General features: G+C 58.7%; 9 protein-coding genes. 4 read left to right on the top strand and 5 right to left on the bottom strand.

Annotated features, from left to right (window positions below; translation table 11 throughout):
• Positions 1-376: 376 nt before the first annotated feature.
• From BN1079_RS11115 to BN1079_RS11105, 3 genes are read left to right on the top strand one after another with little or no spacing between them, the layout of a single operon-like run.
• The gene (locus tag BN1079_RS11115; protein WP_037024384.1) at positions 377-1618 is read left to right on the top strand and encodes a TolC family protein; all 1242 of its coding nucleotides are present in this window, start codon (positions 377-379) and stop codon (positions 1616-1618) included.
• Positions 1619-1658: 40 nt separating this feature from the next.
• Entirely contained in the window at positions 1659-2966 is a 1308-nt protein-coding gene (locus BN1079_RS11110; protein ID WP_037024381.1) for an efflux RND transporter periplasmic adaptor subunit, read from the top strand.
• 19 nt (positions 2967-2985) lie between these two features.
• The gene (locus BN1079_RS11105; RefSeq protein ID WP_037024378.1) at positions 2986-6150 is read left to right on the top strand and encodes a CusA/CzcA family heavy metal efflux RND transporter; all 3165 of its coding nucleotides are present in this window, start codon (positions 2986-2988) and stop codon (positions 6148-6150) included.
• 227 nt (positions 6151-6377) lie between these two features.
• On the opposite strand, the gene BN1079_RS17385 is transcribed toward BN1079_RS11105, so the two are convergent.
• Entirely contained in the window at positions 6378-6608 is a 231-nt protein-coding gene (locus tag BN1079_RS17385; RefSeq protein WP_074436837.1) for a hypothetical protein, read from the bottom strand.
• 388 nt (positions 6609-6996) lie between these two features.
• On the opposite strand from BN1079_RS17385, the gene BN1079_RS11100 reads away from it, so the two are divergent.
• On the top strand, positions 6997-7929 hold the full coding sequence (locus BN1079_RS11100) for a cation diffusion facilitator family transporter (RefSeq protein WP_037024377.1): 933 nt from the start codon (positions 6997-6999) through the stop codon (positions 7927-7929).
• A gap of 60 nt (positions 7930-7989) precedes the next feature.
• Here the strand turns inward: BN1079_RS11100 and BN1079_RS11095 are convergent, their stop codons facing one another.
• The 4 genes from BN1079_RS11095 to BN1079_RS11080 form a co-directional block, all read right to left on the bottom strand.
• Positions 7990-8319, bottom strand: coding sequence for a DUF2790 domain-containing protein (locus tag BN1079_RS11095; RefSeq protein WP_037024376.1), 330 nt, complete (start codon positions 8317-8319; stop codon positions 7990-7992).
• Between the two features lie 214 nt (positions 8320-8533).
• A complete protein-coding gene (locus BN1079_RS11090; RefSeq protein ID WP_037024374.1) occupies positions 8534-9235 on the bottom strand; it encodes a M48 family metallopeptidase in 702 nt (233 codons plus the stop codon).
• On the bottom strand, positions 9232-12561 hold the full coding sequence (locus BN1079_RS11085; protein ID WP_037024373.1) for a type I restriction endonuclease subunit R: 3330 nt from the start codon (positions 12559-12561) through the stop codon (positions 9232-9234). Before BN1079_RS11085 ends, BN1079_RS11090 begins: the two co-directional genes overlap by 4 nt.
• A 321-nt stretch (positions 12562-12882) precedes the next feature.
• Positions 12883-14544: an ATP-binding protein gene (locus BN1079_RS11080; RefSeq protein WP_037024372.1), complete on the bottom strand. Its 1662-nt coding sequence runs from the start codon at positions 14542-14544 to the stop codon at positions 12883-12885.
• Between the last annotated feature and the right edge of the window lies 1 nt (position 14545).

Raw genomic sequence — 14545 nt, 5'->3', positions numbered from 1 at the left:
AGCAACTTGGCCCGCGCATAACAGGCGAATGCGGCAGGATCCGCCTAGGGAAGCGGAAAGTACTTTAGCGCGGTAAAAGCTCTGGGGACCATCTTGCGAATTTGTAATCTACTGGTCATTTCGCCTTTTTGTTTTCGTGCCGGGCGATGATCTTCCCCTGTAAATGACCGCAGGATTAGCGGTAAATGACAATCTCGTAATCTCGAGCGGTGCAATCGCAGATATTCCCTGGATTACAAACTTGTAATGTCGTGGTCACCCGGCCGATATCCGCGCTTAATTAAAGTCACGTCGCTTAGCTATCAGCTATCTGGCCGGTTTAACGCGGCTGAGGAAACGCTATCGACGAAGGGGGCACTGCGTTGCAGTGTTACGTATGTACCAAAAGAAACGTTTGTATCTGCTTGCTAGCGGGCTGCTTGGGCTCGGGCTGGCGTTAATGTCGCTCCAGGTGGGCGCGCAAGAGAGCCTGACACTGGAGCGTGCCGTGTCCCTTGCGTATGAACGCAACCCGGAATTTTCCGCAGCGCGGTCAGAGATCGGCATCGCAAACGGTCTGCGCCGTCAAGCTGGAGTCATCCCGAACCCGGAATTAGGGTTTGAAGTGGAAGATACCCGTGCCGATCGCCAGACACGTGCCATTACGATTACCCAGCCAATCGAGTTAGGGGGCAAGCGCGGCGCTCGAATTGATGTCGCGGAAGCCAATCGCTCGATGGTGGATGCCGATCTCGAAGTCCGGCGCCAAGGGTTGCGTGCAGACGTGATCCAGGCATTCTTCGCCGCCTTGCGTGCCCAAGAAGGAATGCGACTGGCGGAGGCCTCTCTGTCACTGGCCGAGCGGGGCGCGAAGGTCGCCGCCGCACAGGTTGATGCCGGCAAAGTTTCGCCGGTAGAGGCGGCGCGCGCCGACATGCAACTTGCAACCGTGCAGTTAGACCTGCGACGTGCGGGACAGGAATGGGACAACGCTCGTCAGATGCTGGCGCGCCTGCTCGGGTCCGACGCACCGGAATTCGGCGAATTGATGGGCAGTTTCGAGCACCTGCCAGATGTGCCTAGCGAATCTGCATTACTGGCACGCGTGCGCGAGAGTGCCGATATGCGCAGAGCTCTGCGCCAAGTGGCCTTGAGTGAAGCCGAACTGGGGCTTGAGCGCAGCCAGCGCTACCCGAACATAAGCCTCAGTATCGGCAGTCAGTACGAGGAGATCGAGCGTGAGCGCGTCAACCTCGTCGGCCTCTCTGTTCCGTTGCCTTTGTTCGACCGTAACCAGGGCAATGTCCTCGCTGCCGCACGACGAGCGGATCAGGCGCGTGATCTTCGCAATGCTGCCGAGCTGCGCGTTCGTGGAGAGATCCAGCAGGCCCTGCGCGACTGGCGCACCGCACGTGCGGACGTCGAGGAGATACGCAACCGAATACTCCCGGCAGGACAGCGAACCGTAGAGGCGGCCACACGTGGCTTCAGTCTGGGCCGCTTCGCATTCCTGGATGTGCTCGATGCACAGCGTGCGCTGATCGATGCGCGCACGCGCTATCTGCAGTCATTGCAAGCCGTGGTTGACGCCTGGGCGCGTATTGAGCGGCTGTACGGACCTACCACTACCTTCGAATGACCGAAACGCCTCCATTACGTATTGGCGGTGAGGAGCTTGCATGAAAAAACAGACGGGAATCGCTCTAGCGATCGCTTTGGTACTGCTGACCGGTGTTGGCGTCAGACAAGGTTTCGTTCTTGACGCACAGGCCAGCAATAACAAGGCGGAGCACGCCGAGGATGGCCATGCGCACGAGGATGGTGAAAACGGTCATGAGAAATCCGACGATGCCCATGGCGACGAAGACGGTCATGACGCTGAAAGTGATGGACACGGCCATGGTGACGAAGGCAATCACGGCGGCGAGAAGGACGAGCACGGCGAAGAAGCGCACGCCGAGGGTGAGATTGAGCTTTCCGAGGCGCAGATACGTGCCGCTGGCATTCAACTGAGCAAAGCCGGACCGGCTGAGATCGGCTCGTCTGTTTCCCTGCCGGGCGAACTGCGTTTCGACGAAGACCGTACCGCACATGTCGTGCCCCGTGTGGCAGGCGTTGTCGAAGAGGTTTCGGTCAACCTGGGTGATCAGGTCAAGAAGGGCCAGTTGCTCGCAGTTATTGCCAGCCAGCAGCTGTCCGAGCAGCGTAGTGAGCTGGCCGCCGCCGAGCAGCGTCTCCGGTTGGCTCGCATCTTGTTCGAGCGTGAGCGCACCCTATGGCAGGAGCGTATCTCTGCAGAGCAGGACTATCTGCAGGCCCAGCAGAGCTTGCGCGAAGCAGAGATCGCCTTGCGTAATGCTCAGGAAAAAACACAGGCGCTGGGTGGTGGAAGTGGCACCGGTGTGGGCAACCGCTACGAGCTGCGTGCACCTTTCGATGCAGTCGTCGTCGAGAAACATATCGTGCTGGGCGAACGTGTCGATGAAACGACCAGCGTGTTCACACTGACTGATTTGTCGCGGGTTTGGGCCACGTTCAGCGTGCCTGCGCGTGAACTGATGCGCGTGACCGTAGGCCGAGAGGTTGAAGTTGTCGCAGGCGAGCTAGGGGTAAGGACGATGGGCAAGGTCGCCCATGTGGGCAGCCTGCTGGGCGAACAGACGCGTGCAGCGACAGCCCGCGTGACGTTGGCCAATCCCGATGGGGCTTGGCGTCCCGGTCTTTTCGTGACGGTCCGAGTAAGCGCCGATGGGCGTAGTGCTCCGATTACGGTTCCAGTCGAGGCGGTTCAGACCGTGGAGAACGCGCCGACCGTTTTCATTCGCACGCCGCACGGCTTCCAGGCGCAACCGGTCTCGCTGGGCGAGCGTGATGAAAACCGTGTGGAAATTCGTGACGGATTGCAGGCCGGTCAGGAAATCGCGACTGCTGGCAGCTTCATCCTGAAATCCGAACTCGGCAAAGGCTCCGCCGAGCACGTTCACTGATTCTTCGGATACCTAACTCATGTTCGAACGCATTCTTCGCTTCGCCATCGAGCAGCGCTGGCTAGTGCTGCTCGCGGTCTTGGGCATGGCTGGCGTCGGGGTTTATAGCTACCAGCGCTTGCCCATCGACGCTGTGCCCGACATCACCAACGTCCAGGTCCAAATAAACGCCGCGGTCCCAGGCGCGTCGCCGCTCGAAACCGAGCAACGCGTTACTTTTCCCATAGAGACGGCGATGGCCGGCTTGCCCCACCTGCGCCAGACACGTTCATTGTCGCGCTCCGGGTTCGCTCAGATCACCGTGATTTTTGAGGATGGCACCGATCTCTATTTCGCTCGGCAACTTGTGAGTGAGCGGCTGCAGGCCGCACGCAATGAGCTTCCGCCGCGTGTGGAGGTCACCCTCGGCCCCATCTCTACGGGTCTGGGGGAAATCTTCCTCTGGACGGTAGAGGCCGAGCCCGAAGCGCGCCGTCCTGATGGTCAACCCTACACGCCGACGGACCTGCGCGAAATCCAGGATTGGATCATCAAGCCGCAGCTGCGAAACGTTCGAGGCGTTGCGGAGATCAACACGATCGGCGGCTTCGCTAAAGAATATCAGGTCGCGCCCGATCCGAAGCGCATGGCCGCTTACCGAATCACCCTGGAACAACTCGTCGTTGCGCTCGAGCGGAACAATGCCAACGTCGGTGCCGGCTTCATCGAGCGTAACGGTGAACAATTGTCGATCCGTACGCCAGGCCAACTCGGCTCCCCCGAGGATATTGGCAATATCGTTCTGAGCAACGCAGGCGGTGCGCCCGTGCGGGTTCGCGATATCGCCGAAGTGGGGATTGGTCGTGAGCTGCGTTCAGGGGCGGCCACCGACAATGGGCGCGAGGTGGTCCTTGGGACGGCCTTCATGCTGGTGGGAGAGAACAGCCGTAGCGTATCGCAGGCCGTTGCACAGCGCTTGGAGACCATCAACCAGAACCTGCCCGAAGGCATAAGCGCGATAACGGTTTACGATCGGACCGACCTGGTGGACAAGGCCATCGCCACGGTTCGCAAAAACCTGATCGAAGGCGCGATCCTGGTTATCGCTGTGCTCTTTCTGTTCCTCGGTAATCTGCGTGCGGCCCTGATTACGGCGATGGTCATCCCGCTGTCCATGCTGTTCACCTTTACCGGCATGGCCACCAACAAAGTCAGTGCCAACCTCATGAGCCTAGGGGCGCTCGACTTCGGCATCATTGTTGACGGTGCGGTGGTGATCGTCGAAAACGCCATCCGCCGGCTTGCCCATGCCCAGGAAAAGCATGGCAGGATTTTGACCCGCACCGAGCGTTTCCACGAGGTGTTCGCTGCGGCAAAAGAAGCACGACGCCCGCTCATCTATGGCCAGCTCATCATTATGGTCGTCTACCTCCCAATCTTTGCGCTCACTGGTGTCGAGGGGAAGATGTTCCACCCCATGGCATTCACAGTAGTGATCGCACTGTTGGGTGCCATGATTCTTTCGGTCACGTTCGTGCCGGCCGCCATTGCGCTTTTTGTCACCGGCAAGGTGAAGGAGAAGGACAACCGCCTGATGCGTGCGGCGCGCAATGGTTATGCACCGGTGCTCGACTGGGTCATGCAGCACCGCACGTTGGTATTCAGTGGCGCCGTCGCGAGCGTGCTGCTGTCAGCCCTGCTGGTCATGCGAATGGGTAGCGAGTTCATTCCAAGCCTCAGCGAGGGTGATTTCGCACTCCAAGCGCTGCGCGTCCCAGGTACCAGCCTCTCCCAATCGGTGGACATGCAGCAGCGGCTGGAAAAGGCAATTGCGGAGCAAGTACCGGAGGTCGAGCGTACATTTGCTCGAACCGGCACCGCCGAGATCGCGGCAGACCCGATGCCGCCGAATATCTCGGACAGCTATGTGATGCTCAAGCCCAAGGAAGAGTGGCCAGATCCGAACAAATCCCGTGAGCAGCTCATTGAAGACATCCAGAAAGCGGCCGCATCGGTGCCGGGCAGCAACTATGAGATGTCTCAGCCGATCCAATTACGCTTTAACGAGCTGATTTCCGGTATCCGCAGCGATGTCGCCGTTAAGGTATTTGGGGACGATATGGATGTTCTCAACAAAACGGCTGATGGCATCGCGGCGATACTACAGGACGTACCAGGCGCGTCCGAAGTGAAGGTGGAGCAGACGACGGGCCTCCCGTTACTCAGCGTCAATGTAGATCGCGACAAGGCGGCGCGCTTCGGACTCAACATCGGGGATGTGCAGGATACCGTCGCCGCCGCAATCGGCGGGCGGGAGGCCGGAACCTTCTTTGAAGGCGATCGCCGTTTCGATATCGTTGTTCGACTGTCCGATACGCTGCGCGCCGATCCGGATGTGCTGGCTCACCTGCCGATTCCGGTACCGGCGGTGGCGGGTGCAGCCAGCGACCGAATCGACTTCATTCCACTGGCTGAAGTTGCCACGCTGGAATTCGTGCTGGGACCGAACCAGATCAGTCGTGAGGATGGCAAACGTCTGGTAGTGGTCAGCGCCAATGTTCGGGGACGTGACATTGGCAGTTTCGTTCAAGATGCGTCTGCGGCAATCGCTGAACGAAACCCGGTACCGCCCGGTTACTGGACGACCTGGGGTGGGCAGTTCGAGCAGCTGCAGGCTGCCGCCCAGCGCCTGCAGTTGGTCGTCCCACTCGCCTTGCTGCTGGTCTTTGTGCTGCTGTTCATGATGTTTAATACGTTGCGCGATGGTCTAGTTGTGTTCACTGGCATTCCGTTCGCGCTTACCGGAGGCATTCTTGCGCTCTGGCTGAGAGACATTCCTCTCTCGATTTCGGCTGGCGTCGGGTTCATCGCATTGTCGGGGGTGGCAGTGCTCAACGGACTCGTGATGATTGCTTTTATTCGTGGGCTGCTAGAGGAAGGTCGGCCTTTATCCGAGGCTGTGCATGAAGGCGCACTGGTGCGATTGCGTCCAGTCCTGATGACAGCATTGGTAGCGTCGCTCGGCTTCGTCCCGATGGCGTTGGCCACCGGAACCGGTGCAGAGGTGCAACGACCACTGGCGACGGTGGTTATTGGCGGCATCCTGTCCTCGACGGCGCTCACGCTGCTGGTATTGCCTGCGCTCTATTACACGGCCCTGCAGCGCCGCATGAAACGCAACGAAGAGGATGAGGACGCGAACTGATATTGGTTCTTGTATAAGAAGGCCAGGCTTGATGCCTGGCCTTCTTTATGACCATGTTCCGTCCTGAATAAGGGTTCACTGCGAGAGTTGTCGTTCCAGTGCACTGGTAACGACTAACGGGCAAGTTGTCGTGAAGCAAAAAAAGCGCCTCGAAAGGCGCTTGAAATACAGCTTTACCAACGGGATTCGGAAGCTTCCAGAGGCGAACGCCGTCCGGAATGAAAAGGCTAGTCAGTTTTGGTTTCTTTCTTGTTTTGCGTAATGCTTTGGTCCTGCCGAGTATTTTTAATTTTTAGCTCGTCTGGTTTCTTTTCAGCAGACTCGGCTCCGTGAATTCGCTTTTGGTCTGCACGGAACTTTTCATTAAATTTAATTGAGCGATTGTAGCCATCTCCTGCATATGATAATGCAGAGCCGAAAATTATCGATCCAACAACAATGGCTTTCAACAGATTCATAGGGCGCCTCGCTAAGTTCAAAGTGGCTTGATGAGCCTTTCCGGTGAGTTCTACAGTTCGAAGTGATTTTGTCTGACTGAAGATAACGGCAGCGTGAGCAAAGCATTACATTATTGAAATGTTATATTCCGCTGTGCAGCTTGAACACTAAAATGATCGAAAGATTGCAAAGCTGTCATGTTCAGGCCATGATCGGCTAGTTATCGGAATATTTGAGAAATAACGCACGAGTTCGGGTGAGATGGTCGGATTTCTGTCGATGATTTGGAGGCTGTTTCCGTGTCAGCCTGTAAAGGCGCTAGTATTATCTATTTCGCGTTATGGGCGGCCTTTTGGCTTCCTGCCCAAAAATCTTTTTGTTAGCTTTTCAAGGAGTGGATAGAAAACAATGGGCCACGAACATAACCATAACACCGAAACCATAGGTGATAAGCGTCTAATCGCTGCCATTGGCGTTAATGCTACATTAACACTGGCACAAATAGTGGGCGGAATACTTTCTGGTAGCTTATCGCTCATAGCTGACGCGCTACATAATTTAAGCGATGCCGCATCCTTGGTTATTGCGCTCATCGCACGTAAGATCGGTCGCAGGCCGCCAGATGCTTTTAAGACCTTTGGCTACCGACGCAGCGAAACCATCGCGGCCTTGATCAACTTGGTCACGCTGATTATCGTCGGCCTCTACCTCATTTACGAGGCTATGGGTCGGTTGTTTGCCCCGCAACCCATTGAAGGTTGGACGGTGGTCGTTGTGGCGGGGATAGCCTTGATCGTAGATATCGCCACAGCAATACTCACCTACACGATGTCTAAGGACAGTATGAATATAAAGGCGGCATTCTTGCACAATGTGTCGGATGCACTGGCCTCCGTCGGCGTTGTTATCGCCGGGACATTGATTCTTCTGTATGGGTGGTACTGGACGGATACTGTACTGACACTAATGATTGCCGGCTACGTACTCTGGCAGGGCTTTAGCCTGCTACCTAAAACCATTCACTTGTTAATGGAAGGCGCTCCAGAAGGAATTTCCATTGCTGATGTAGTCAGTATCATGGAGCGTACGAACGGCGTAGAGAGCGTGCATCATGTGCACATTTGGGAGATCGCCGAGCATACAACTGCTCTGGAAGCACATGTCGTCATAAAAAAGGTGAGCCTGCCTGACATTGAACGAGTGAAGACTGAATTAAAGCGCGCGCTTTATGAGCAATTCAAAGTCATTCACTCGACACTTGAAATTGAGTTGGACGGCAGTGTTTGTATCGATGCCAGGCAGATCAACAGTAATCGCAATAATGGGAAAAGCCCTACTTAGAGGGGGGAAGCCGTCTGTGAGCGACGGTTAGTTCGTGGGTATACCAAGACACAATGCGCCTTATCCCTGACAGTTGGTTCCGATAACTCGATATTCAAGAATATTCAAGTCGCCATTGGAGTCTTCATAGGTCATCTGGACTGGCACCACATCATTGCAGGCTATGTCAGTCCGTGTCATACGAATAACCTTTACAATATCCAGCTTCATTCCATAACGATAATTGACTACTTTGGGAGGGTTCTTTCCGATTGACAAGGCGTATTCCTGCATGGCCTTTTCATTCGCGCGAATTATTTTGCCATAGACCCGGTCTGAGCTACCTTCGGCCATGGCAAATGAGGTTGCGGCCATAAATGATATTGCTGCCATAATCTTAAAGAATTTCATCTTAAGCTCCTGCTTCAAAAGTGATGCAGGGAATATACACCTGGTAAATTATTAGCAGGGTTACATTGAAATTACATTTAAGTAATTAAGCTGATCATTCTTTCAGTCAACACATGTTTCTCTAGGGAAACTCTGAAGAAGGCTTCCTAATTTTGGCAAAATGTCCGGACCTTAACCCTGGTAGGGAAAAGCTTTCCCATCCAGGAGAAGAGATTCAAACTCCCTCAACCTCAATGCCGTGCTCAGCCAGCCAAGCCTTGCGTTGCCCATAGTTCGGCATCGCGCGCTCCAGACGTAGCCAAAATTCCGGGGTGTGGTGGGGTTCGAGCAGGTGCACCATTTCATGCACTACCACGTACTCGGCGATGTGTTTTGGCAGCAGGATGGTTTTCCAGTGGAAGTACAGCACTGCGCCTTTTCCGCATGATCCCCAGCGATAGCCTAGGTCCTGCACCCGAACGCCGACGGGTGTTACTTCCATGCGTGCCTGGTGGCTCTTTACGCGTACCGCCAGCCAGTCGCGGGCGTGTTCGCTGTACCAGCGAATGAAATGTTCGCGGGCGCGTGGCAGTTCGCTGCGCAGTAGACGGAAGCGACCGGCGGTCAGCTTCAGGGGTACAGCCTGCTCGTCCACCAACTTCAGACGATAACTGCGCCCCAGATAGAGAAAGCCCTCACCATCCACATACTCCTTGGTAGGGATAGCCCGCTGCAGGCGCTCCTTCTCCGCCAGGCGCGAGTAAATCCAGAAGGTTTTTTCCGTCACAAACTCCCGCAGAGTTTGTTCATCCACGTCCGGCGGGCTGGAGAGAATCAGCGCCCCATCGCGCTCGACGGTGATCTGTAGGGTTTTGCGCCGCGTACTGCGGCGCAGCGACAACTGCAGGTCGCCCACGGTCAGTGTCTGGCTGTTCACACGCGCATCAACCTGTCGTGATTGGCGCGCGCCTGATCCAGCATTCGGTCTGCCAGCACGCCCGCCGTGTCGGTATCGACCAAGGGCGGGCGCAGGCGCATCAAGTGATCGAACAACTGCCCGGCCAGTTCTTCTTGGGCGGAGCGTTTGCGCGGGCTCCAGATGTCGCGGTGGCTTTGCAGCTCATCAACCAGCAGATCAACCAGCTCCACCGTGACATCCTTCAGCCGCAGCAGCTCGGCGGGTTGCGCATCCCGCTCGGCGCACACCACATCCAGCAGCGTGCGCAGAAACGGCGCGTAGTGCTCCGGCACATCCAGCGGAGTGCTCTCATCGCTCAACTGGCCGCTGCGCAGCTCGTCGATGATCTTCTGCATCTGCGCTACCAGATGATCCCATTGTTCACCCAGGGATTTGAGCAGCTCGTTCAGGCGCTCGGAGAGCTTGCGGTACAGCACCGGGTCTTCGTCGGCATGCTTGCGCACATGCGAGCGAATGGCGTGCTCCATTTCAGAGGCCTTGGCGCGGTCGTTGGCGCTGCGCGACAGCTCCTTTTCGAAATTGGCATCGGTCAGCTGGATCGGCGGAATCTTCGGGTCGATGCCCAACGAGATGACATGATCGTCGATCAGCTTGCGGACCTTGACGCCGACATCCTTGCCCAACTGCGGCAGGTCCTTGTAACGGCTGCGTGCACGGGCATGGATATAGGCTAGGCGCTTGGCATCCTTGACGAACGGCAGGCCTTCGGGACGCGGCAAAACGGTATCCAGGGAGGCAAGAAACGCCTTGAGTTTCACCGTGAACTCAGCCCGTACTTTCTCCTCCGCCAGAGCGGCAATGCAGGCTTCAGTATCTTCCAGGTTTTCGATGTCCTGACGACGTAGCACATCGACCACGCGAAGATGCCGATCACGCAATACCGGCACCTCATCCTTGATGCTGGTCAGCGCGCCCTCGATATCCTCGTCGGCGTAAGCAGCCAGGGCTTCTTGCAGGTGATTGGCGACTCCGTAGTAATCCACCACGATGCCGCAACGCTTGCCGAAGCCGGTACGGTTGACCCGAGCGATGGCCTGCAGCAGCTCGGCCTCCTTGATCGGGCGGTCGAGGTACATCACGCCTTCAATGGGCGCATCGAAACCGGTCAGCAGCATGGATTTGACGATCAGGAATGCCAGCGAATCGGCCTTGCCCGGCTGCTCATGGTGCAGCGGCTTCTTGAAGCGCTTGATCAGCTGTTCATGCCTGGCGCCATCGGTCCACACCTTCCATTCGGAGGGATCGTTATTGGTCCCGGAAATGATCGGCGCGAACTCCAGCGCTTGCAGCGTCTCGCGATAGCGCCAGGCCTGGACGCTCGCCTGTACCTTCGGCGGGCGTTGGCACAGGGCTTCGTCGTCGAGTGCCTTGTCGGTCGCCGGCAGGGCGTCGGCCTCGGCCAGCAACTCGTCGCGGGCGGCCTGCAGCGCATGGTAATAACGCACCGCCGCAATTCGGCTGTAGGCCACCACTTGGGCCTTGTAGCCGTTGGGCAGGATGTTGGTGACGTAGTGTCGGATGATGTCCCGCGCCTTGTCGGCAATCAGCGCCGGGGCGTCGAAGATATGGCCCTTGGTGGCGTATTTTTTCTTGATGAGTTCCAGTTCTTCCTGGCTGTGCTCGCGGAACAAATCCTCGAACAGCTCATCGAGGCTCGCCCCGTCCTTCACCGCGCCCTGTGCGGTGCGCCCCTCGTACAGCACGGGAACCGTGGCCCCGTCGGCCTCGGCCTCGCGGATGGTGTACTTGTCGATAAAGGCACCGAAAATCTCATGGGTGCGCTTCTTGTCGCCCATGATGATCGGCGTGCCGGTAAAGCCGATGCGTGCGCAATTGGGGAGGCCGGCCAGCAGGTTCGCGTGCAGATCGCCCGCCTGGGTGCGGTGCGCCTCGTCCACCAGCACCAGAATGCTCTCATCGGTGTTGAGCACCTCAAACGGCTTGTTCCCCTGGTAGGGAGCGCGTGTTTCAGCCGCCTTGGCAGTCGGGTTGGTCTCACCGATCTCTACGGCACCGGAGGCTTCTTCTTCCAGCTCGGGGTTGCGGTACTTCTGGATGGTGGCGAATACCAGCCCCGGTCCCTTGCGTCGCGCCAGGGCCTTCACGCCCGCGATGTTCGCGGCGACTTCCGGCGCCTCGCCGCTCAAGGTGGCGGTGGCGGCCAACTGGCTCTGCAGATCCTTACGGTCGGTGACCACGATCACCTTGAAGCGCCGCAGCTGTTCATCGGTACGCATCTTGCGCACCAGAAAGACCATGGTCAGGCTCTTGCCCGAGCCCTGGGTGTGCCAGACGATGCCGCCGCGCTGGTCGCTCTCGCCGTGCTGTGCGCGGGTCTGTCCGCGCTTTAGGCGGCTGATTGCATGGTTCACTGCGCGGTACTGCTGGTAACGGCACACCGTCTTGATGGTCTGCCCGCCCGCCTGCATGAACAGCATGAAGTGGCGGATCAGATCGAGCAGATGCGCCGGCGACAACATCCCCGCGACCAGGCGCTCCTGCTCGGACAACTTGGCCTTGCCCAGAGCCTCGGCGACAGCCTGCTCGCTGCCGCTGCCATCCGGGCCGACCACCGTTTTCCACTGCGCGTAATGGGCGAAGCCCGCGCCGATGCAGCCGACGCGAGCTTCGTCGAAGCTGCTGGCAATCAGCAGCTGTACGCTGGCGAACAGCGTCTCGTTGCCCTCGTTGTGCTCGACCTCAGCGTCCGCCTTGCGCTGGTTGCTGTAGCGCCGCAGCTGGTCCACCGCCTCGGCCAGTGGCTCGGGGATGGAAGGGCTCTTGCACTCCACCACCACCAGCGGGATACCGTTCACCAGCAACACCAGATCCGGGACGATGAACTTCTTGCCACTGTCGTAGCCGGCGGGGCAGTTCACCCGGTACTGGTTGACCACGCTGAAGCGGTTGTTTGCCGGGTTATCCCAGTCGATGTACTGGATGGTCTGCCCACGCCCGCTATCCCAGCCCGACAGGCCATCGACAGTGATGCCCTTGAGCAGCAGCTCGGTGGCTTTCTGGTTGGCTTCCATGAGTTTCGCTGTACCCAAGCGGGTAATGGCCGCAACCGCCTCGGACAATCGCTCATCATCCAGCCAGGGTTGGCCGTTGTGCAGGTTGAGCGTGCGCAGCTGGTCACGCAGCAGCGCCTCCTGTATCACCTCGGAGAAGCTGCCACGCCCGGTCAGTGCCGGGTCGTCGAGGCTGCCTTCTAGAGGCGTCCAGCCCAGCCCCTGAAGCTGCGCGACGAAAGGCTTCTCGACATCTTCCAATTCCCAACCCACAGGCCACTCCTTTTAATCCGGCCTTTATGGGAGCAAACACTCCCATAACATCCATAACCCCTATGCGGCCCCGAAGGCTCATTCCCAACCAGGGGAAGCGTTCGTTCGGTCGTCTGATCAAACAGCCGTCAAACAGGTAAATCGCGCAATGTCAGTAATCACGGGCCTTTCCGCCGCCCCGGTAAACCGTTGCCATGCTTCAATCAAATAGCCGTCAAACAAAAAACCGCTACCCATGCCTAATACAATTCATGTGCCTCGCGGCTTCCTATGCGTATACGCAAACGTATAGAACCGTATAGAAACGCATAGCGACACAGGTCAGTCATCTCCCGGCAGGGTATAGAAGCTCCAGCGCCGCTCGCCATGCTTGACCAGTTTTTCAGCCGACACCAGGCGCTTGATCAGTTGCCAGGCTTGATCTTCGGTAAGCCGGCACAGGTCCATGACCTCCGCCCGCTTGATCTGGCCGTGCTGCTGCACATAGCTCAGCACCATCTGCTCATGCTGGATAGGGCTGAACCCAGCCTGCCGGGTGTAGGCCGCCTTATTACCTACGGCCTGGTACAAGCTGGCTGACAGGGTGTAGCTGCGGCCACGGGTAGCGCCATGGGCTTCGACCATACCGGCTTCGGTCAGGGCTTCCAGGGTGCGTTTGGCACTGGTGACATCGCGCTGGATGCGTTCGGCCAGCGCGTCGGCGCTAAGACGCTTGAGTTCGCGCAGGGTGGCCAGAGCGATCAGGCTGTCGATAGGCAGCTCAGCGTTTGTCGTGCGTTCATGCTCGACCACCAGGCGGCGGAACTCCAGGTCGGCCTCGTCGGTGGGCAGGCGCAGCACCACGCTCTGGGCGGTGGTGTAGCTGTAATCCGGGGCCGGGCGACCGAACTTGAGCATGCCGCGAAAGATCTTGTCCACGCCGCGGCCGGAGCGCTCGACCACACCAATGCGCTTCATTGCATCGGCCAATGCCGGGTTGCGCGGGCGCGGCTCGGTCACCAGCAGGTTGGCCAGGGTTACGCCATCCACCAGACCGCCGGGGTTGCTGACCACCAGGGCATCGTCCTCTAGGCGCACATGCACCGCGCCACGGCCATGGTAATCACGGTGAACCAGCGCGTTGGCCACCGCTTCGCGGAAGGCGCCCATGTCTACCTTGGGAACAGGCACGCGGAACAAGCCGACCTGCAGTTCTTCCTCGGGGTTGTAGGGGCGGAAGTTGGTTTCCAGCCAGTCCAGCGCCTTAAGCAATGGGAAGCGGCGGAACTCGTTGAAGCGCACCGCCTGCTGGGCCAGCACCTGAAAAGCAAACTCGTGGGTGGGCACCAGCTGGCGCAGCGAGGTTTCCCGGCCCACCAGCAACAGGCCGGTGAGGGTCGGCACGCGCGAACCATCCGGCTGGCGCGCGGTGAGCAGCAGGGCACCATCCAGGGCTTCGTCGTCCAGTTCGAGCAGCACACGGTCGCCGCCATACTGCTGCACCGCCTGACGCAGGCGCTCACGTTCCAGCGGATCGAGGTCGGCCAGGGTGGCGCCGGCCACCGGCTGGGCCGACACGTCGATCAGGCCGAAACTGGAGGCGCGGCTGGCGCGCTCGTGGGGCAGCATGGCCACGCATTCCGGAGTCCCGTCGTGCTTGAGGCGGCGGCGCAGGTAGACGCCATTGGTAGTGGCCACCTCGCCCTGAGCCTTGGGCACGCGGATGCGCGCCACGGTAACGCCGGCCGCCTCGACCGCCTCGGCCTGCACGTTCAGCGCCGGCGAGGTGCGCGCCGCGACCATGCCGGCCAGACCTTCGAGCAGGCGATGCTCGGCATGCAGGCCGGTGGGCGTGCTGTCGTCCTCGACGCCCAGCCACAGCTCGCCGCCCTCGGCGTTGGCCAGGCAGACCAGCGCCTCAATCAGCTCGCGGTCGGGTAGCTTCTTCAGGTCGCTCTTGAACTCGACGGTGAGGGATTCGCGGGGCGGCAGGCGCTGGGTCATG

Origin of the sequence: Pseudomonas saudiphocaensis, from assembly GCF_000756775.1 — a bacterium.
In the GTDB taxonomy this organism is placed as follows: domain Bacteria; phylum Pseudomonadota; class Gammaproteobacteria; order Pseudomonadales; family Pseudomonadaceae; genus Stutzerimonas; species Stutzerimonas saudiphocaensis.
This window is presented reverse-complemented; position numbering and strand designations above follow the sequence as displayed.